General features: G+C 43.4%; 20 protein-coding genes and 1 other RNA gene. 20 read left to right on the forward strand and 1 reads right to left on the reverse strand.

The window, feature by feature from the left end; translation table 11 throughout:
- The first annotated feature begins 160 nt into the window (after nt 1-160).
- From C1G49_RS06690 to C1G49_RS06785, 20 genes are all read left to right on the forward strand, one after another.
- Entirely contained in the window at nt 161-1,609 is a 1,449-nt protein-coding gene (locus C1G49_RS06690) for a PTS sugar transporter subunit IIC (RefSeq protein ID WP_105118622.1), read from the forward strand.
- A 316-nt stretch (nt 1,610-1,925) separates the two neighbouring features.
- Nucleotides 1,926-2,204, forward strand: coding sequence for a PTS sugar transporter subunit IIB (locus C1G49_RS06695; RefSeq protein ID WP_029179495.1), 279 nt, complete (start codon nt 1,926-1,928; stop codon nt 2,202-2,204).
- Between the two features lie 56 nt (nt 2,205-2,260).
- Nucleotides 2,261-2,746, forward strand: coding sequence for a PTS sugar transporter subunit IIA (locus C1G49_RS06700; RefSeq protein WP_044773537.1), 486 nt, complete (start codon nt 2,261-2,263; stop codon nt 2,744-2,746).
- A 95-nt stretch (nt 2,747-2,841) separates the two neighbouring features.
- Nucleotides 2,842-3,507, forward strand: coding sequence for a 3-keto-L-gulonate-6-phosphate decarboxylase UlaD (locus C1G49_RS06705; protein ID WP_029179493.1), 666 nt, complete (start codon nt 2,842-2,844; stop codon nt 3,505-3,507).
- 5 nt (nt 3,508-3,512) lie between these two features.
- Nucleotides 3,513-4,376 carry an L-ribulose-5-phosphate 3-epimerase gene (locus tag C1G49_RS06710; RefSeq protein ID WP_105125076.1) on the forward strand — a complete coding sequence of 288 codons (864 nt, stop codon included), beginning with the start codon at nt 3,513-3,515 and terminating at the stop codon, nt 4,374-4,376.
- Entirely contained in the window at nt 4,376-5,092 is a 717-nt protein-coding gene (locus C1G49_RS06715; RefSeq protein ID WP_105125077.1) for an L-ribulose-5-phosphate 4-epimerase, read from the forward strand. Before C1G49_RS06710 ends, C1G49_RS06715 begins: the two co-directional genes overlap by 1 nt.
- Nucleotides 5,093-5,641: 549 nt before the next feature.
- The gene (locus tag C1G49_RS06720) at nt 5,642-6,259 is read left to right on the forward strand and encodes a phosphate-starvation-inducible PsiE family protein (RefSeq protein WP_024376141.1); all 618 of its coding nucleotides are present in this window, start codon (nt 5,642-5,644) and stop codon (nt 6,257-6,259) included.
- 118 nt (nt 6,260-6,377) lie between these two features.
- Nucleotides 6,378-8,066, forward strand: coding sequence for a BglG family transcription antiterminator (locus C1G49_RS06725; protein ID WP_105125078.1), 1,689 nt, complete (start codon nt 6,378-6,380; stop codon nt 8,064-8,066).
- A gap of 131 nt (nt 8,067-8,197) precedes the next feature.
- The gene (ulaG, locus tag C1G49_RS06730) at nt 8,198-9,289 is read left to right on the forward strand and encodes an L-ascorbate 6-phosphate lactonase (RefSeq protein ID WP_024376139.1); all 1,092 of its coding nucleotides are present in this window, start codon (nt 8,198-8,200) and stop codon (nt 9,287-9,289) included.
- Between the two features lie 102 nt (nt 9,290-9,391).
- Complete coding sequence (gene tkt, locus C1G49_RS06735) at nt 9,392-11,362, forward strand: transketolase (RefSeq protein WP_105125079.1); 1,971 nt, start codon at nt 9,392-9,394, stop codon at nt 11,360-11,362.
- Nucleotides 11,363-11,715: 353 nt separating this feature from the next.
- Nucleotides 11,716-12,237, forward strand: a complete 522-nt coding sequence (gene tadA, locus C1G49_RS06740) for a tRNA adenosine(34) deaminase TadA (RefSeq protein WP_105125101.1) — start codon at nt 11,716-11,718, stop codon at nt 12,235-12,237.
- 41 nt (nt 12,238-12,278) lie between these two features.
- Nucleotides 12,279-12,374, forward strand: an RNA gene (gene ffs / locus C1G49_RS06745) — signal recognition particle sRNA small type.
- Between the two features lie 212 nt (nt 12,375-12,586).
- Nucleotides 12,587-13,129, forward strand: a complete 543-nt coding sequence (locus tag C1G49_RS06750) for a hypothetical protein (RefSeq protein ID WP_105125080.1) — start codon at nt 12,587-12,589, stop codon at nt 13,127-13,129.
- 81 nt (nt 13,130-13,210) lie between these two features.
- A complete protein-coding gene (locus C1G49_RS06755; RefSeq protein WP_105118615.1) occupies nt 13,211-14,560 on the forward strand; it encodes a glucose-6-phosphate isomerase in 1,350 nt (449 codons plus the stop codon).
- A 69-nt stretch (nt 14,561-14,629) separates the two neighbouring features.
- A complete protein-coding gene (locus tag C1G49_RS06760; RefSeq protein WP_105125081.1) occupies nt 14,630-15,370 on the forward strand; it encodes a metallophosphoesterase in 741 nt (246 codons plus the stop codon).
- A 105-nt stretch (nt 15,371-15,475) separates the two neighbouring features.
- The gene (locus C1G49_RS06765) at nt 15,476-16,315 is read left to right on the forward strand and encodes a hypothetical protein (protein WP_105125082.1); all 840 of its coding nucleotides are present in this window, start codon (nt 15,476-15,478) and stop codon (nt 16,313-16,315) included.
- Between the two features lie 107 nt (nt 16,316-16,422).
- Nucleotides 16,423-17,121, forward strand: coding sequence for a 2,3,4,5-tetrahydropyridine-2,6-dicarboxylate N-acetyltransferase (dapD, locus tag C1G49_RS06770; protein WP_105125083.1), 699 nt, complete (start codon nt 16,423-16,425; stop codon nt 17,119-17,121).
- A 9-nt stretch (nt 17,122-17,130) separates the two neighbouring features.
- Nucleotides 17,131-18,258 (forward strand): N-acetyldiaminopimelate deacetylase, encoded by a 1,128-nt coding sequence (locus C1G49_RS06775; RefSeq protein ID WP_105125084.1) that lies wholly within the window; start codon nt 17,131-17,133, stop codon nt 18,256-18,258.
- 40 nt (nt 18,259-18,298) lie between these two features.
- A complete protein-coding gene (locus tag C1G49_RS06780) occupies nt 18,299-18,841 on the forward strand; it encodes a 5-formyltetrahydrofolate cyclo-ligase (protein WP_105125085.1) in 543 nt (180 codons plus the stop codon).
- Nucleotides 18,825-19,502: a rhomboid family intramembrane serine protease gene (locus C1G49_RS06785; protein WP_105125086.1), complete on the forward strand. Its 678-nt coding sequence runs from the start codon at nt 18,825-18,827 to the stop codon at nt 19,500-19,502. The genes C1G49_RS06780 and C1G49_RS06785 overlap by 17 nt, the downstream gene beginning before the upstream one ends.
- Before the next feature lie 27 nt (nt 19,503-19,529).
- On the opposite strand, the gene galU is transcribed toward C1G49_RS06785, so the two are convergent.
- Nucleotides 19,530-20,435, reverse strand: coding sequence for a UTP--glucose-1-phosphate uridylyltransferase GalU (gene galU, locus C1G49_RS06790; protein ID WP_105125087.1), 906 nt, complete (start codon nt 20,433-20,435; stop codon nt 19,530-19,532).
- Nucleotides 20,436-20,471 lie beyond the last annotated feature (36 nt).

A 20,471-nucleotide genomic window follows, 5' to 3' on the forward strand; every position in this document is an offset into this window, starting at 1 on the left:
GCTTAGTCTGATTTTCATTGACTATTAGTATAAAACATTAGAAAAATTGACAAATAGTCCAAGAGTGAACACAAGCCTGTGTTTTATTTGGTCTTTTTGTTTCCGCTTTCAAGACTTATAATAAAACCATAAAAATCATTTCAAAAAGGAGAATTGAAAAATGGATTTTCTTCAAACCCCATTAAACTGGTTCTCGCAAAACATCTTGCAGAATCCAGCCTTCTTCGTAGGTCTTTTGGTATTGGTGGGCTATGCCCTCTTAAAGAAAAAGCCTCATGATGTCTTTGCAGGGTTTATCAAAGCAACTGTCGGCTACATGATTTTGAACGTAGCAGCTGGTGGCTTGGTAACAACCTTCCGTCCAATCTTGGCAGCCTTGAACCACAAGTTCCAAATCGATGCGGCGGTTATTGACCCTTACTTCGGTCTTGCAGCAGCAAACGGAAAAATCGCTGAAGAGTTTCCTGATTTCGTATCAGCAGCAACAACAGCCCTCTTGATTGGTTTCGGTGTCAACATCCTCTTGGTTGCGCTTCGTAAGGTTACAAAAGTTCGTACTCTGTTCATCACTGGACACATCATGGTACAACAAGCTGCAACAATCTCATTGATGGTGCTCTTCCTTATCCCAGGACTTCGTAACCAATTCGGTACAGCAGCTATTGGTATCATCTGTGGTATCTACTGGGCAGTCAGCTCAAACATGACTGTTGAAGCAACACAACGCTTGACAGGTGGTGGTGGATTTGCCATCGGTCACCAACAACAATTTGCAATCTGGTTTGTAGATAAGATTGCTCCAAAACTTGGTAAAAAAGAAGAAAACTTGGACAACTTGAAGTTGCCTAGCTTCCTCAACATCTTCCACGATACAGTAGTTGCATCTGCAACCTTGATGTTGGTCTTCTTCGGTGTCATCTTGTTCATCTTGGGTCCAGAAATCATGGCAAACCCAGAAGTTATCACTTCAGGCACTCCATACAACCCAGCTAAGCAAGCATTCTTCATGTACGTTGTACAAACAGCCTTCACTTTCTCAGTATATCTCTTCATCTTGATGCAGGGTGTACGTATGTTCGTAGCAGAATTGACAAATGCCTTCCAAGGTATCTCAAGCAAACTGCTTCCAGGTTCATTCCCAGCGGTGGACGTTGCAGCTTCTTATGGCTTCGGTTCATCTAACGCAGTTCTTTCAGGTTTTGCCTTCGGTTTGGTTGGTCAATTGATTACTATCGTTCTCTTGATCATCTTCAAGAGCCCAATCCTTATCATCACTGGTTTCGTACCTGTATTCTTTGATAACGCAGCTATCGCAGTTTACGCTGACAAGCGTGGTGGTTGGAAAGCAGCAGCAATCCTTTCCTTCCTCTCAGGTGTCCTTCAAGTAGCCCTTGGTGCAGTCTGCGTCGGCTTGCTTGAATTGAGCGGTGGTTACCACGGAAACATCGACTTCGAAATCCCATGGTTGCCATTCGGTTATGCCTTCAAATACCTCGGTGTTGCTGGTTATGTTCTTGTCTGCCTCTTCTTGTTGGCTATCCCACAACTTCAATTTGCAAAAGCAAAAGATAAGGAAGCTTACTATCGCGGTGAGGCGCAAGCGGACTAACATCGTCATCCAGTTTATCTTTTATTACTTCGACGAAAGAGGAAACTCCGTTTCTGGATTTCCCACTTCAAACAATCTACAGATTATTTGAACTCGCTTTGCCGTACTCGGCAGTGGTGACTTGCTCCGCAAGTGTTATTTCCAACCTTATACAGCCATTAGACTGTATAAGCAGCCTGCATCTCGTTGCCTCGTACTAAAAGCAAACTGAAAGACGATAACTCTTCGAAAATCAACAGAACAAAACTTCATTTATTACTTGGTTCATTAACAAAAACAACAAAATATATTTTATAAAAAACAAGGAGAAAATAAGATGGTTAAAGTATTAACTGCTTGTGGTAACGGCATGGGTTCATCCATGGTTATTAAGATGAAGGTTGAAAATGCCCTTCGTCAACTTGGTGTAACAGATTTCCAATCTGCTTCTTGCTCAGTAGGTGAAGCAAAAGGTTTGGCAGCAGGCTATGACATTGTTGTTGCTTCAAATCACTTGATCGCTGAATTGGAAGGTCGTACAAATGGTCATTTGGTTGGTCTTGACAACCTCATGGACGATAACGAAATCAAGACAAAACTTAGTCAAGTATTGTAATGGAAAAAGGGGGCGGGATTTCTTCCCATCCCCTTTCATATAGAGAGGAGAATATCATGAATTTACAGAAAGCATTTATTGAAAACAATTCTATCCGTTTGGGCTTGACAGCTGAAACTTGGCAGGAAGCTGTTCATTTGGCAGTTGAACCGTTGATTGAAAGTGGTGCTGCAACAGAAGAATACTACGATGCCATCATCGCTTCAACCGAGGAATACGGTCCCTACTATGTGCTCATGCCAGGTATGGCTATGCCACATGCCCAGGCTGGTGTCGGTGTTTTGAAAGATTCCTTTGCTTTGATTACCCTGACAAAACCAGTAGCCTTTTCAGATGGTAAAGAGGTTTCTGTCCTATTGACCTTGGCTGCGACAGATCCAAAAATCCATACTTCAGTAGCTATTCCGCAAATCATCGCCCTCTTCGAATTGGAAAATTCAATCGAGCGTTTGATTGCCTGCAAAACTCCAGAAGAAGTATTGGCAATGGTTGAAGAGTCTAAAAACAGCCCTTACTTAGAAGGTTTAGACTTGGAAAGCTAATTTGGCAGTTAGAAATTGACGTAGACAAAAATGAAAGGAATTGAAGGGGAATAGGCAGCTTTATCGGCCGTCTATTCACTCTTGGTAATAGTATTATGACAAAACATATCCCAAATTTACAGGTTGCATTGGATCATTCAGATTTGCAGGGAGCGATTAAGGCTGCTGTGTCTGTTGGTCATGAAGTTGACGTGATTGAAGCAGGTACGGTTTGCTTGCTCCAAGTTGGTAGCGAATTGGTGGAAGTTCTTCGTAACCTCTTCCCAGACAAAATCATCGTTGCAGATACCAAGTGTGCGGATGCTGGTGGTACAGTTGCCAAAAACAATGCCGTTCGTGGTGCGGACTGGATGACTTGTATCTGTTCTGCAACTATTCCAACTATGGAAGCGGCTTTGAAGGCTATCAAGGAAGTGCGTGGCGACAAGGGTGAAATCCAAATCGAGCTTTACGGTGACTGGACTTATGAACAGGCTCAACTTTGGTTGGACGCAGGCATTTCCCAAGCGATTTACCACCAATCTCGTGACGCCCTCCTTGCTGGCGAAACTTGGGGCGAAAAAGACCTCAATAAAGTGAAAAAATTGGTTGAAATGGGATTCCGTGTTTCTGTAACAGGTGGTCTTGATGTGGATACCCTCAAACTCTTCGAGGGTGTAGATGTCTTCACCTTTATCGCAGGTCGCGGTATTACAGAAGCAGCAGATCCAGCAGCTGCGGCGCGTGAATTCAAAGACGAAATCCGTCGTATCTGGGGGTAAGGCCTATGGCACGACCAATCGGAATATATGAAAAGGCAACGCCCAAGCACTTTACATGGAAAGAGCGTTTGGAGTTTGCCAAAGAATTAGGTTTCGACTTTGTGGAGATGTCGGTGGATGAGAGCGATGCTCGCTTGGCTCGTTTGGAATGGACCAAGGAAGAGCGTTTGGATTTGGTCAAGGCCATCTATGAAACAGGTGTCCGTATTCCGACCATTTGCTTCTCTGGTCACCGTCGTTATCCGCTTGGTTCTAATGACCCTGCTCTTGAAGCTAAGTCGCTAGAAACCATGAAACAGTGTATCGAACTAGCTCAGGACTTGGGTGTCCGTGTCATCCAGCTGGCTGGCTACGACGTTTACTATGAAGAAAAGTCGCCTGAAACTAGAGAACGTTTCATCAAGAATCTCCGCAAGGCTTGCGACTGGGCAGAACAGGCTCAGGTCATGTTGGCTATCGAGATTATGGATGATCCATTTATCAACTCTATTGAAAAATATCTAGCAATTGAGAAGGAAATCGACTCACCATATCTCTTTGTTTATCCAGATACTGGAAACGTGTCTGCTTGGCACAATGACATTTATAGCGAATTTTACTTGGGACACCGTTCCATTGCAGCCCTTCACCTCAAAGATACCTATGCGGTAACTGAAAGCTCCAAAGGTCAATTCCGCGATGTACCATTCGGTCAGGGCTGTGTGGACTGGAAAAATATGTTTGCAGTCTTGAAAAAGACCAACTACCAAGGTCCATTCTTGATTGAAATGTGGTCAGAGAATTGTGAAACGGTTGAGGAAACACGTGCAGCCATTAAAGAAGCACAGGCTTTCCTCTATTCATTGATTGAGAAAGCGGGGTTGAACTAATGCCAAAAGATTTACAGGAAATGCGTCAACGGGTCTATGAAGCCAACATCGCCCTACCTGCTCACGGACTTGTGAAGTTTACCTGGGGAAATGTATCAGAAGTTTGCCGTGAACTTGGTCGCATTGTTATCAAGCCTTCTGGTGTGGATTATGAAAAATTGTCACCAGAAAATATGGTGGTGACTGACTTGGATGGAAATGTGGTAGAAGGTGACCTCAATCCTTCTTCTGACTTGGCGACCCACGTTGCCCTCTACAAGGCTTGGCCAAATGTACACGCTGTCGTTCATACGCATTCGACAGAAGCAGTGGGTTGGGCTCAGGCTGGTCGCGACATTCCATTTTATGGAACAACGCACGCAGACTATTTCTACGGTCCAGTACCGTGCGCTCGTTCCTTAACGGCTGAAGAGGTGAACGCTGCCTATGAAAAGGAAACAGGCTCAGTCATCATTGAGGAATTTGAGCGCCGTGGCATCGACCCAGTTGCTGTACCAGGGATTGTTGTCCGCAATCACGGTCCGTTCACTTGGGGCAAGGATCCTGCTCAGGCAGTTTACCACAGTGTTGTCCTTGAGGAAGTCGCTCGGATGAACCGCTACACCGAACAAATCAATCTACGGGTGGAACCAGCACCAAGCTATATCATGGACAAGCACTATCTCCGTAAGCACGGTCCAAATGCTTACTATGGACAAAAGGGAGATGCCCATTAAGCCTTGTTTCTAGCCAAAAACGATTAGAAGAATGAGAGGGAGTGGGAAAGAACTTGACCGATCATAGAAGAGTTCGTCAACAAGCCCTAATTTTAAGTTGTTGAGCTAAAACGGTCTATTCCCAGACCGTTTTAGTCCCAGCCCCGCATAGCTCCAAAGGTTCGGGGAACCTTTGGAGGTTGGAGATGAAGCGAACTTGTTTGCTACAAAAAAGGTTCGGGGAACCTTTGGAGGTTGGAAATAAAGCGAACTTGTTTGCTACAAAAAAGGTTCGGGGAACCTTTGGAGGTTGGAAATGAAGCGAACTTGTTTGCTACAAAAGAGGTTCGGAGAACTGGAAATAAAGCGAGCTCGTTCGCATCAGTGGTAGAGGTCAGATTTGGAGTGTAAAACGCGAATTAAGGATATTTACTTTGCAAATCTTATCTCCAACCTTTAACAGTCCACTGGACTGTTAAACCCAATCAACCACTGCGCTGATATTTTGGCGCAAACTTTGAGAAGTGTTGCTGGGCTTGGGTCCAGCCTCTTTTTTTGAAAGGAGAGGACATGAGAAAGTTTTTACAAGATAGTCTGACAGAGGTCGCCTACTATCTAGAATTGATTTTATCAGCCATTTTAGGATTAGCCCTCCTAGCGCTGTCAGGCTTGTTGTTGGCGGATTTAGTTGGTTCACTGACGGGTGGTATTCAAGCGGATAACTTTATCCAGAGTTTTTTAAGCAAGGCCATGACTTTGGCAGTCGGGGTCGAATTCATCAAAATGCTCTGCAAACAATCCCCTAGTACTGTCATCGAGGTGCTCTTGGTTGCCATTGCTCGTCAACTGATTGTGGAACATGGTTCCAGCATGGATTACCTGATTGGTATTGCGTCGGTTGCTATCTTATTTGCAGTGAGAAAATACCTCTTTACCCAGTTTGATGATTCCAACAACATCATCATGCGGGCCAGTCAGAAGGTCAGGGTTGCCAATATCATTGCACGGGTAAAAATTCCTAGTGAAGGCAGTGAAACCCTGCGTGAATTTGTGACCCGCAAACTCAATGAAGAGGAGAAAACCATTGCCATTGGTGCCTGTGTCTATCTGAAGAATGTGGCTCTACGGATTGACAATATGCATGGGGATTTGATTACACGGGTGGAAATTATTAAGAGTATCTACTAAGCTTTTTGGATGGGGTAGGCAATTTTGAATGAAGATGCACGAATAAGCTCAGTTTTTATAATTATTAGGAGTTGGTGCATAAATGTGTTAAGATAGAGAAAGAGAGGAGGGAAAAACGGTGTTACTAGATAAAAGCAGTTGTGCCTTATTGCGTCATTTGATTGGTATCCAAGAGCCAGAAACCATTATGGCTATTTCCAAGGAATTGCAACAATCGCGTAGAAAAACCTATTATCATTTAGAAAAAATCAATGCTGCCTTTCCAGACCATGTTGAGCCAATCGAAAGTCTACCTCGGATAGGCATTCGTTTGTCCGCAGAGCAAAAGCAAGCCTGTCGCCAACTCTTAGATTCCATTGATTCCTATAGCTACATTATGAATATGGATGAACGTATTCAATTGATGATGGTCTACATTTGTATTACACCCGAACGGGTAACCATTGAAAAGCTTATGGAACTGACAGAGGTTTCTCGTAACACAGTCTTGAATGACCTCAATGAAATTCGATCGCAACTGACACAGGAGCAGTATAAGATGACCCTCTATGTGTCCAAGAGCCAAGGCTATAGCTTAGTTTGCCATCCCCTGAACAAAATCCAGTATGTTCATTCTCTACTTTATAGCATTTTTTCAGATGCCAACAAGGGCTTTCTTCAAGTCCTTGAAGAGAAATTATCGTATTTAGTTGGTTATCAAATTCTCTTCTCGGAAGAAATGGCTCGTTTTTGGCAGAAACAGGTACCTGATTTAGAGAAGAAATTAGGGAAGAAAATCAACCGTTATGAGATTGAGTTTATGCTTAAGGTTCTCCCCTTTCTCTTACTCAGCTATCGCAATATGGAGTTGGATGACTTGGAAGAACGCGCCATTCTCAAGGAATTTGAACAGGTTCGAGAACGGATTGAGTATCTGGTGGCGCAAGATTTTAAGGAGGCACTGTGGTCTAGTTTTGATTTGGAGCTAGATGATATTGAGGTTTCCTTGATTGCCATTTTGCTTCTATCCTATCGGAAGGATAGCGATGTTCATGTGACCAGTCAGGATTTTGCCGAATTAAAACGAGTGGTTGACCGTTTTATTCATCATTTTGAAGTGCATTCTTCCTTTGAATTGGAAAATCCAGAGGAACTAGCTAGACATCTCTTGGCTCACTGTAAGGCCCTACTCTTCAGAAAAACCTATGGAATTTTATCAAAAAATCCAATGGTCAAGCAAATCCAGGAAAAATATAGCACCCTGTTTGCTGTTACCCAAATTTCCGGCAAGATATTAGAGGAGGAATGGGAGATTGAGCTGACAGATGAGGACATTGCCTATCTGACTATTCATCTAGGAGGGGCTATTCGCCGAAGTGGAACCCGCAAGGTACAGAGCCAAAACATCTATCTAATCTGTGATGAGGGAGTTTCTGTTCAACGCCTGCTCTATAGACAGTGCCAGCATCATTTGCCTGACAAGAAAATTGGAGCAGTTTTTACTACGGAGCAATTTAAAAGTGTTGAAGATTTGTTGGAAGTAGATTTCTTAATTACAACTAGTGAGGGGTTGGAAACGGATTTTCCACTGGTACGGGTCCATCCAATCTTGGATTTCGATGACGTACTCAATCTCACCCACTTTGCCAAATACCGTAGCCTGTCTGATGAGAAACAGGGATTTGCAGTAGAGTTAGATAAGCTCTTGGCTGGCTATTTATCAGATGGCAAGACAGCCCAAGAACTCAAAGGCAGACTGCAAAAGCTCATCAGTAATGAACTGCTGTCAAATGTATCTAGTCGCGATATTGAAACAGATTTGTACTGATTTTTGCTTGCCTAAGCCTTAAAGTCCAAATGTGAACACAAGCCTGTGTTTTATTTGGTCTTTTTTTTGTGACCTTTTGCGCATATACTAGAAACATAGAAATACAATCAGCCTTATAGGAGGAATGAAAAATGGCTAAAGTTCAAGATATTACAAGAGAATCATGGATTCTTTCAACTTTCCCAGAGTGGGGAACTTGGCTTAATGAAGAAATTGAAGAAGAAGTAGTGCCAGAAGGCAACTTTGCTATGTGGTGGCTTGGTAACTGTGGTGTTTGGATTAAGACACCAGGTGGTGCGAACGTGGTCATGGACCTTTGGTCATCTCGCGGTAAGTCAACTAAAAAAGTAAAAGATATGGTTTGGGGTCACCAAATGGCTAACATGGCAGGTGTCCGTAAATTGCAACCAAACTTGCGTGTACAACCAATGGTTATCGATCCATTTGCCATCAATGAATTGGACTACTACCTTGTATCACACGTCCACAGCGATCACATGGACATCAGCACAGCTGCTGCCATCATCAATAATCCAAAATTGGACCATGTCAAATTTGTAGGACCAGTTGAAAGTGGCGACATCTGGGAAAAATGGGGCGTTCCAGCAGACCGCATCATCCGTATCGCACCAGGTGACAGCTTTGAGTTTAAAGACATCAAGGTTCACGCTGTAGAATCCTTCGACCGTACTTGCTTGGTAACTCTTCCAATCGAAGGCTACGAAGAAAATGGTGGTAAACTGGCAGGACTTCCTGTGACAGACGAACTCATGGCTCGTAAGGCAGTCAATTATGTCTTTGAAACACCTGGCGGAACCATCTACCACGGTGCAGACTCACACTTCTCTAACTACTTTGCAAAACACGGTCGTGACTTCAATATCGATGTTGCTATCAACAACTACGGTGACAACCCAATCGGTATCCAAGACAAGATGACATCAATCGACCTTCTCCGTATGGCAGAAAACTTGCGTGCTAAGGTAATCATCCCTGTTCACTATGACATCTGGTCTAACTTCATGGCATCAACAGATGAAATCTTGCAGCTCTGGAAAATGCGCAAAGAACGCTTGCAATATGACTTCCACCCATTCATCTGGGAAGTTGGTGGCAAGTACACCTATCCACTTGATAAGGACCGCATTGAATACCATCACCCACGTGGCTTTGACGATTGCTTCTTGGAAGATTCAAACATTCAATTCAAAGCTTTGCTATAATAGATCACTCCGAGGGCGGGACGCAAGTCCTGCCTTTTGCAAATGACAAGCGAAAACGCTTTATGGTATAATAGAACTATGACTTTATTAAAGGAGAATAAGATGTCACAACTTTCAGTAAATGCAATTCGTTTCCTTGGTATTGACGCCATTGAAAAATCAAAATCAGGTCACCCAGGTGTTGTTATGGGTGCAGCTCCAATGGCTTATAGCCTCTTTACTAAAGAGCTCCGTATCAACCCAGCTCAACCAAACTGGATCAACCGCGACCGCTTTATTTTGTCAGCAGGACACGGTTCTATGTTGCTTTACGGACTGCTCCACCTTTCAGGCTTTGAAGATGTCAGCATGGACGAAATCAAAAACTTCCGTCAGTGGGGTTCAAAAACACCAGGTCACCCAGAATTTGGTCATACAGCAGGTGTAGATGCAACAACAGGCCCTCTTGGTCAAGGTATCTCAACTGCGACAGGTTTTGCTCAAGCTGAGCGTTTCCTTGCGGCTAAGTACAACCGCGATGGTTTCCCAATCTTTGACCACTATACTTATGTAATCTGCGGTGATGGGGACCTCATGGAAGGTGTTTCTGCAGAAGCGGCTTCTTACGCTGGACTTCAAAAACTAGAAAAACTCATCGTTTTGTATGATTCAAACGACATCAACTTGGACGGTGAAACAAAAGATTCCTTCACAGAAGATGTGCGTGCTCGCTACAATGCCTATGGCTGGCACACAGATATCGTAACAGACGGAACAGATGTGGATGCAATTTTTGCTGCTATTGAAAAGGCAAAGGCAGCTGGTAAGCCATCTCTTATCGAAATCAAGACTGTCATCGGTCACGGTTCACCAAACAAACAAGGTACAAACGCAGTCCATGGTGCGCCGCTTGGACCAGAGGAAGCAGAAGCAACTCGTAAGGCACTTGACTGGAACTACGCACCATTTGAAATTCCAGCTGAAGTCTATGCGGACTTCAAAGCCAATGTAGCTGATCGCGGTGCCGCAGCCTACGATGCTTGGGTGAAATTAGTTGAAGACTACAAAGTAGCACATCCAGAATTAGCAGCTGAAGTAACAGCTATCTTGGAAGGTCGTGACGTAGTTGAAATCAAGCCAGAAGACTTCCCGGTTTACGAAAATGGCTTCTCACAAGCAACTCGTAACTCATCACAAGATGCGCTCAACGCAGCGGCTAAAGTATTGCCAACTTTCTTAGGTGGTTCAGCTGACTTGGCTCACTCAAACATGACCTACATCAAGGAAGATGGTTTGCAGGATGCAGCAAACCCACTCAACCGCAATATCCAGTTTGGTGTGCGTGAATTTGCCATGGGAACTATCTTGAATGGTATGGCAGCCCACGGCGGACTTCGTGTCTATGGTGGTACCTTCTTCGTCTTCTCAGACTATGTGAAGGCAGCTGTTCGTTTGTCAGCTCTTCAAGGACTTCCTGTGACCTATGTCTTCACACATGACTCTATCGCAGTTGGTGAAGATGGACCAACTCACGAGCCGATCGAGCACTTGGCAGGACTTCGTGCTATGCCAAACCTTAATGTCTTCCGCCCAGCAGATGCGCGTGAAACACAGGCAGCTTGGTACTTGTCATTGACTAGCAAGTCTACACCATCAGCCCTTGTCCTCACCCGTCAAAACTTGACAGTTGAAGAAGGAACAGACTTTGACAAGGTTGCAAAAGGGGCTTATGTTGTCTATGAGGCAGCAGGCTTTGATACGATCCTTCTAGCATCTGGTTCAGAAGTGAACTTGGCTGTTAAAGCTGCCAAAGAACTAGAAGCAGCTGGTACAAAAGTTCGTGTGGTTTCTGTGCCATCAACTGAACTCTTCGATGCACAAGATGCTGCCTACAAGGAAGAAATCCTACCAAATGCCATCCGTCGTCGCTTGGCAATTGAAATGGGTGCAACTCAAAGTTGGTACAAGTATGTCGGTCTTGACGGTAAAGTTCTCGGTATCGACACATTCGGTGCCTCTGCTCCAGCTCAAACAGTTATCGACAACTATGGCTTCACTGTAGAAAACGTAGTGAAATTGGTTGGAGAATTGTAATAGAAACCTTACAGACAGCCCTTCGGGGCTGTTTTCTATTTTCAAAATTTCTCTCTCTTAACAATCTGTGTATTTTTGTATAACATATAAGGACAGTAGAAGGAATATAGAATAAAGTGTTCCAGGTTTCGCTATTACTTTATCCAGCACTCCTATCTAGACTGATTTATAGGACGGTTCAAATAGCATATAAATTGTTAATTAGCTCTTGACAACAAAATAATAATATATTATAATATCTTTTGAACGATCGATTGATCATTGCTCTCCCCCTACCTTCTCCAAGCGAGAAGGTATTTTTGATATTGGGAAAAAGTTTCGGGTTTAGACGCTATTTCTGTTATAATAATCCTATGAACTATACACAAGAAGAAAAAGAATATTTTATGAACCAGGCTTTGACTGAAGCTCAAAAATCGCTGGACAAGGATGAAATTCCCATTGGCTGTGTCATTGTCAAGGATGGACAGATTATTGGCCGTGGGCACAATGCCCGTGAGGAGCTTAATCAGGCTATTATGCATGCGGAGGTGATGGCTATTCAAGAGGCCAATCGAGTGGAGGGCAATTGGCGTTTGCTGGATACGACCCTCTTTGTCACCATTGAACCCTGTGTCATGTGTAGCGGTGCTATCGGCTTGGCCCGTATTCCTCAAGTGGTGTACGGTGCTGCCAACCAAAAGTTTGGGGCGGCAGGTAGCTTATACGACATTTTAACGGATGAGCGCCTCAATCATCGTGTGGAAGTTGAAACAGGGATCTTAGAAGAAGCTTGCGCTCAGATTATGCAAGATTTTTTCAGACAGAGGCGAGAAAAGCAAAAGGCTGAAAAAGAGGCCTTGAAAGCTCAGCAAGGGACAGTTTCGGATAGCTAGTTTGTAGTCCAAACTTGCACTTTCATTGATTTGTGTTATAATAATAAGTGGAGCAACATTCGTGCGTGAAGCGGGTCAGGGGAGGAATCCAGCAGCCCTAAGCGAAGTCGGGTGTGTGCTCTTTTTGCGTATAGTCTAAAAACCCTTTGAAATTAAGCTTTCAGAGAGTTTTCTTTTGCTTGTTTTTAGAAATAAGGGCTACTGGCCTAGCGAGTACTCTTATCTCCGTCTGGGGACTGATTTTTGGAATTTTCTATTGATTTATAGGGAAAAAGGAGTAAAATAGACTTCCACTTAAGAAAACTTTTTGTTAGCTCTGCTATTCTACAGGGGAAAAGGAGGAAGGCCTATGTTTATATTTGCTTTTCCAGGTATGGGGAAAACGACCCTGGCCAAGGAATATGCTCATGTAGTCGATTTAGAGATGTCTGATATTAAGTATGATAATAGCAGCGTCAGACATTTGACCAAGGAAGAACGGAAATCCACTCCCCGTCCCATTAAAGATAAGAACTATAAAAATGTATATGTGAACAAGGCCTATGCCTTACACGAAGAGGGAAAGACGGTCCTTGTAGCCCTCAATTTTTTGGTGAGGATGGTACTGACGGTCATTGTTTCTCAGGGCATTCCTTTCCATATCTATATTCCCCATCCTCGTCTAAAAGCGGAGTACAAACAACGCTATATTCATCGAGGAAATAATAATAAATTCATTTTTGAAGTGATGACTATTTGGTATCTCAGTTTGTTGCCACTTTATTTACTGTCTAAGCTATGTCCAGAATTGATAACTGTGACACAAAGCGGGGAGTACTTGGAAGACTATTATGCAAGGGTAAATTACAAACAATTTTCAGAAAATAACATGCGAACAAGCACGGTTTTATGAAAATAAATGAAAATTGATAAATTCCTTGAAAAAAACATGATAAAGCGTTATCATATTATGGTACATAAATGGAGGAATGACATGACACATATTACATTTGATTATTCAAAAGTCTTGGGCCAATTTGTCGGTGCTCAAGAAGTTGATTACATGCAACCACAAGTTACCCTAGCTGACCAAATGCTCCGTCAAGGAACAGGTCCTGGTAGCGATTTTATCGGCTGGTTGGATTTGCCAGAAAACTACGACAAAGAAGAGTTTGCCCGTATCAAGGAAGCTGCAGCTAAGATCCAAAATGAAAGTGAAGTTTTGGTGGTTATCGGTATCGGTGGTTCTTACCTCGGTGCTAAAGCAGCTATTGATTTCTTGAGCAATGCCTTTGTAAACTTGCAAACACGTGAAGAGCGTAAAGCTCCACAAATCCTTTACGCTGGAAACTCAATCTCATCAAGCTACCTTGCTGACTTGGTGGACTACGTGGCAGATAAGGACTTCTCAGTTAACGTGATTTCAAAATCAGGTACAACAACCGAGCCTGCGATTGCTTTCCGCGTCTTCAAAGAATTGCTTGTGAAGAAATACGGTCAAGAAGAAGCCAACAAGCGTATCTATGCGACAACTGACAAGGCAAAAGGTGCAGTTAAGGTTGAAGCGGACGCAAATGGTTGGGAAACTTTTGTAGTTCCAGATGATGTCGGCGGTCGTTTCTCTGTCTTGACAGCAGTTGGTCTTTTGCCAATCGCAGCAGCTGGTGCAGATATTGATGCCCTGATGGAAGGTGCAAACGCAGCTCGTAAGACTTACACATCAGATAAGATTGCTGAGAATGAAGCTTACCAATATGCAGCTGTTCGTAACATTCTTTACAGAAAAGGATATGTAACAGAAATCTTGGCAAACTATGAGCCATCACTCCAATACTTCAGCGAATGGTGGAAACAATTGGCTGGTGAGTCAGAAGGTAAGGACCAAAAAGGTATCAACCCAACATCTGCTAACTTCTCAACAGACTTGCACTCACTTGGACAATTTATCCAAGAAGGAAACCGCAATATCTTTGAAACAGTAGTTCGTGTTGACAAACCAAGAAAAAATATCCTCATTCCTGACATGGCAGAAGACCTTGACGGTCTTGGCTACTTGCAAGGAAAAGACGTTGACTTTGTAAACAAAAAAGCAACGGACGGCGTACTTCTTGCCCACACAGATGGTGGCGTACCAAACATGTTTGTCACTCTTCCACAACAAGATGAGTTCACACTTGGTTACACCTTCTACTTCTTCGAGTTGGCAATTGCGATCTCTGGTTACCTCAATGCGATTAACCCATTTGACCAACCAGGTGTAGAAGCCTACAAGAAAAATATGTTCGCTCTTCTTGGCAAACCAGGATTTGAAGAACTCGGTGCAGAATTGAACGCACGTTTGTAAGAAAATCAAAACTGATCGGAAACGGTCAGTTGTTTTTCTTTACTTTCCAATTGTGGTACAATAAATTTTATGAAAAAAGAATTTTTTGTAGTTGGAGATGTCCATGGAAAGTTTGAACTCCTGCTTGATATTTTAAAGAAATGGAACGAGAAGCGACAACAGCTGATTTTTCTAGGTGATTTGATTGATCGCGGAGAAAATTCCAAAGCCTGTTTGGAATTGGTCTGGAGCTTGGTGAGGGAAAAGGGTGCGATTTGCTTAACGGGCAATCATGAACGGATGTTTCTGGCCTGGTTACGTGATCCGGTTGACCGCTATGACCACTATCGGAGAAATGGTGGCGATACGACGATTAACTCTCTTCTTGGTCGTCCCTTGGATGCTCCTGTAGATGGATTGGTAGATGCTAATGCAGTGATGGAACAATATGGGGACCTGATTGATTTTGTCAAATCTTGTCCCTATCATCTGGAAACAGAAGGATATATCTTTGTACATGCTGGTGTGGACTTGACCTTACCGGACTGGCGCGAAACCAGCAATCATGATAAAGTCTGGCTTAGAACTCCTTTCCATGAGGCTGAAAATACCACAGGGAAAATGATTGTCTTTGGGCATACTCCTGTTTATAACCTCTATCAAACAAAGCTCCGCATTAGCCAAATCTGGACCAGTTCAGATGGGAAAATGGGGATTGATGGTGGAGCTGTTTACGGCGGAGTTCTCCACGGAATTGTACTAAATGACACAGGTTTAGTTCAAGATTACATCGTTGGAGCTGTCAATCCGAGAAAAGAAATTGAAGATTAAAATAATAGATGAAAATTAGGAGGTAGAACTTCTAATTTTTTTGTTTTTCTACTTGACAACGCATATATATATAATGGTGTTGTACACAATTTTTTGGAGGATTATATGAAAAAACTAACATTAATAAGTATTGCTGTTCTTTCTTTTTTTAGCTTGGTAGCATGTACGAGTGGTTCGAGTAATTCAGTAGGAGTGGAGTCCACTAGTTCAACTTCCTCTGAGGATGCTACTGCTTCTTCAAGTTATACAAGCACCGCTGAGTTTGATTCCAACAAAGATAATTATTCTAATCTTACTTTATCTGATTATGATACTTGGAATCATGATTTGATGGAAAATGGGAAAAAGGTTAAAGTATCAGGTAAGATTGTTCAAGCTATGTATGATGATGGTGATACTATCGTTAGATTAGCGTTTGAGGGAAATTATGACAATATGATTCTTGCACTGATTGATGACTCTCAGGTAACTGATACCATTTCAGAAAATGATTATGTTACACTTTATGGTTATACTAGTGGCAGATATACCTATGAATCAACATTTGGTGCAGAGATTACAATTCCATACATGGCAGTTGGACTGTATGAAGACTATCTAGGAAGTGATTACCAACCAAAAGTTTTATATGACCAAAATGGTATAAAATTAGAACAGACAAACTATTATACATTTAAACTAACAAATAATAGTTCGATACCTATTCAATCAACAATTGAATCCATAGATGTCAATAGACAAGTGATTTCAAGTTATGGTTTAAGTGATTTATCTTATGCAGAACTTTCTAGTGGTCAATGGAAAGAAGCAACTATGCGTGACTCGGACGGTTTGTTAAAAGAAGGAGCAACCGTCAATATTGTTCTTGAAATTATGAATGATGACTATGATGTTATTGCTACAATTCCAATTAGTTTTACTCTAGAAAAGACAGTGATTGATTAAAGTGATAGCCCCAGTGTTGGGGCTTTTTCATTTTTTTGCATTTCTTCCCAAATTTTCAGAAAATTTTGATATAATAGAAAAAATATTATTTTTAGATTGGAAACATTATGACTGCACAAAAAATGACTGCACAAGAAATCATTGCTTTTATCGGTAATGCTGTGAAAAAGACCACTGTTAAAGTGACCTTTGAAGGAGAATTGGCAGGAGCTGTTCCTGTTGAGGTGACAAAACTAGGCAATGTCCTCTTCGGTGACTGGAAGGACGTTGAGCCACTCTTGGCAAACTTGACTGAAAATGTGGACTACGTTGTAGAACAAGACGGCCGCAATTCAGCTGTGCCTTTGCTTGACAAACGTAACATTAACGCTCGTATCGAGCCAGGTGCCATTATTCGTGACCAAGTGACCATCGGCGACAATGCTGTTATCATGATGGGAGCGGTGATCAACATCGGTGCGGAAATCGGTCCAGGTACCATGATCGACATGGGTGCGATTTTGGGCGGTCGTGCGACTGTTGGGAAAAACAGCCACATTGGTGCTGGTGCGGTCCTTGCAGGTGTTATCGAGCCAGCTTCTGCCGAGCCAGTGCGTGTTGGTGACAATGTCTTGGTAGGTGCCAATGCTGTTGTCATCGAGGGTGTGCAAATCGGTAGCGGCTCTGTAGTGGCAGCCGGTGCTATTGTAACTCAAGACGTCCCTGAAAACGTCGTGGTGGCAGGTGTACCAGCCCGCATCATCAAGGAAATCGACGCCCAAACCCAACAAAAAACAGCCTTGGAAGAGGCTTTGCGGACACTTTAAGAGGTAGCTATGCTAGATTTAATCGCGACACGCCGGGCCCTCCACCAGATTCCAGAGCTGGGCATGGAGGAGTTCAAGACCCACGCCTTTCTTATGGAAACTATTGAAGGTTTACTGCAAGATTGTACTTTTGCCCAAGTCCGCACTTGGAAGACTGGGATTTTGGTCTATCTGACAGGGACCGCTCCTGAAAAGACGGTTGGCTGGCGGGCGGATATTGACGGCCTACCGATCGTGGAGGAGACGGGCCTGGACTTCAAGTCCCTCCATTCAGATCGTATGCACGCCTGTGGACATGATTTCCACATGACCATTGCCTTGGGGCTTTTGGAGAAAATGGTAGAGCAGCAACCAAGAAACAACCTTCTCTTCCTCTTTCAGCCTGCGGAGGAAAATTTAGCAGGTGGCATGCTCATGTATGAAGCGGGAGCTTTTGGAGATTGGTTACCAGATGAATTTTATGGGCTCCATGTCCGACCAGACCTCAAAGTCGGTCAAATGGCCACCAACCGTGCGACCCTTTTTGCTGGGACCTGTGAAGTCAAGATACGGTTTACAGGAAAGGGTGGGCACGCAGCATTTCCCCATACCGCCAATGACGCCTTGGTGGCAGCTAGCTACTTTGTGACCCAGGTTCAGTCGGTGGTCAGCCGCAATGTCGATCCCATCGAGGGGGCAGTGGTGACCTTTGGCTCCATGCATGCGGGTACGACTAATAATGTTATTGCTGAAACAGCCTCCTTGCATGGCACCATTCGGGCTTTGACCCAGAGCATGAGTCTTCTGGTGCAAAAGCGGGTGCGGGAAGTGGCAGAAGGAATCGCCCTGTCCTTTGGAGTGGACCTGGACATCGAGCTCAATCCTAGCGGTTACTTGCCTGTGGAGAACAATCCCCAGCTGGCAGATGAACTGATGACCTACTTTGATGGTGTTGACGGTGTGGACATGATTGAATGCCCACCTGCTATGACGGGTGAGGACTTTGGCTATTTACTACAAAAGGTACCAGGTGTTATGTTCTGGCTGGGTGTGGATACGCCTTATCCCCTCCACAATCCTCGCCTTAGTCCCAAGGAGGAAGTGCTTCCCTTTGCTGTGGATAAGTTGAGTGATTTTTTGAAAATGAAAGCAAGATAGACTGGTTTTTCCAGTCTTTTTCTGAAAGAAAGGAGTTTCTGTGGATAAAGTGAGTATACGGAAAGAAGTTCTGCAGAGCTTGAAAGGATTGACTAGTAGCCAGCGAGCCAGATGGAGCCAGCAGCTAACGGAACGCCTCCTTGCTTCTGATACTTATCAGGGCGCAAAGTCGCTTGGGACCTACCTTTCCATGCCCCATGAGTTTGATACTTCTTACCTAATTGAGCAGGCTCAAAAGGATGGCAAGCAGATTTTCATCCCTAAGACCTATTCACAAGGGCGCATGGATTTTGTAGAATATAATCCTGATGATTTGGTGAAATCTAGGTTTGGAGTTTGGGAACCTGGGACTTATTCACAACCTGTGGATAAGTCTGTGGTTAAGTTGATCCATGTGCCCGGTTTAGCTTGGAACCATGCGGGTTTTCGAGTGGGCTATGGTGGTGGTTTTTATGATCGCTACCTAGTAGATTATCAGGGGAAAACGGTATCGACCTTGGCATACTTTCAAGTCTATGATTTCGAACCAGATCTATTTGATATTCCAGTAAAGGAGTTGTTGATTTTTGAAGAACTTTTTTGATAAGCGTTACCCTGTGACCAATGCCTTGTTGGCGGTTACGGCTCTTGTTTTCCTATTGATACAGGTATTTCGATTTGGGCAGACCACTGCAGCCTATACGATTTTTGAGTTTGGTGGCATGTATGGTCAAGTAGTGCGGTATGATCCAACTCAGCTGTGGCGATTGGTGTCCCCCATCTTTGTCCACATTGGTTGGGAACATTTTATCTTTAACAGCATTACCTTGCTTGGTTTGGGTTATCAATTAGAAGGACTATTTGGAGCACGGCGCTTCTTCCTGCTGTATATCTTGTCTGGGATAATAGGAAATCTCTTCGTACTCTTCTTTACACCAGATGTAGTTGGTGCAGGTGCATCGACCTCGCTCTTTGGTCTTTTTGCAGCTATGGCACTCTTGAGGAAATTTAGCCGCAGTCCCTATCTGCAAGTTCTTGGTCAACGCTACATGGTTCTTTTGGGGTTGAACTTGGTTTTGGGACTTTTTAATCCAATCATTAGCATGGCAGGGCATATTGGAGGAGCTGTTGGAGGTTGTTTGGTTGTGATGTTCCTTCCGCCTCTTATGGAAAAAAATCTCTTTACAGGAAAACAGATTTTCTACAGTTTCATTGGATATTGGGGCTTGATTGCCGTATTATTAGGGATATTTTATGTGATATAAGTAAAAAAACTAGCGGTTGCTAGTTTTTTACTTTTCTTCTTCAGTTTGTAACTGTTTAGCAAGTTCAATGATATAATCTTTAACATCATCTTTAACCTGCGGATGGGTCAAGGCGTAGTCAATCGATGTTTTCATAAAGCCAAATTTATCTCCGACATCGTACCGTTTTCCTGTGAATTCACGAGCAAATACACGCTGGGTTTTGTTGAGGGTGTCAATGGCATCTGTTAGCTGGATTTCGTTGCCCGCACCAGCTTCTTGATTTTCCAAAATATCAAAAATTTCAGGCGTCAACAAGTAGCGACCGATAATGGCTAAGTCAGACGGCGCATCTTCTGGTTTTGGTTTTTCTACAAAGGTATCCACACTATATAGTCCATTGATACCTTCACCGTGTGGTGCAATGACGCCATATGAAGAAACTTCTTCATGAGGGACTGGCATAACTGCAAGTGTTGACGCATGGGTCGCTTCGTAGTCCTCAATCAGTTGTTTAGTGATTGGTTTAACGGTATCGTCTGTGATGTCCATGAGGTCATCGCCCAGCATAACAACGAACGGCTCATTTCCAACAAAGGCCTTAGCCTGCAAGACTGCGTCACCCAACCCTTTTGGATAGCTTTGACGAATAAAGTGTAGGCGAATGGCTGTTGCATCATCAACCAATTTCAAAAGATCATCTTTTCCTTTTTCGCGAAGGTTGTGCTCTAATTCAAAGTTTGAGTCAAAGTGGTCTTCGATAGAACGTTTTGCCTTGTTGGTTACGACCAAGATATCTTCGATACCAGAACGGAGAGCTTCTTCAAAGATAAATTGAAGGGTTGGTTTATCCACAATCGGTAACATTTCCTTGGCAAGGGCCTTAGTTGCTGGAAGGAAACGGGTTCCTAAACCAGCAGCAGGAATAACGGCTTTTCTAACTTTTTTTGTCATGGTGCAATCTCCTTATATTTGTATAATAACTATTTT

The sequence above is a fragment of the Streptococcus suis genome, from assembly GCF_002960625.1.
In the GTDB taxonomy this organism is placed as follows: Bacteria; Bacillota; Bacilli; order Lactobacillales; family Streptococcaceae; genus Streptococcus; species Streptococcus suis_T.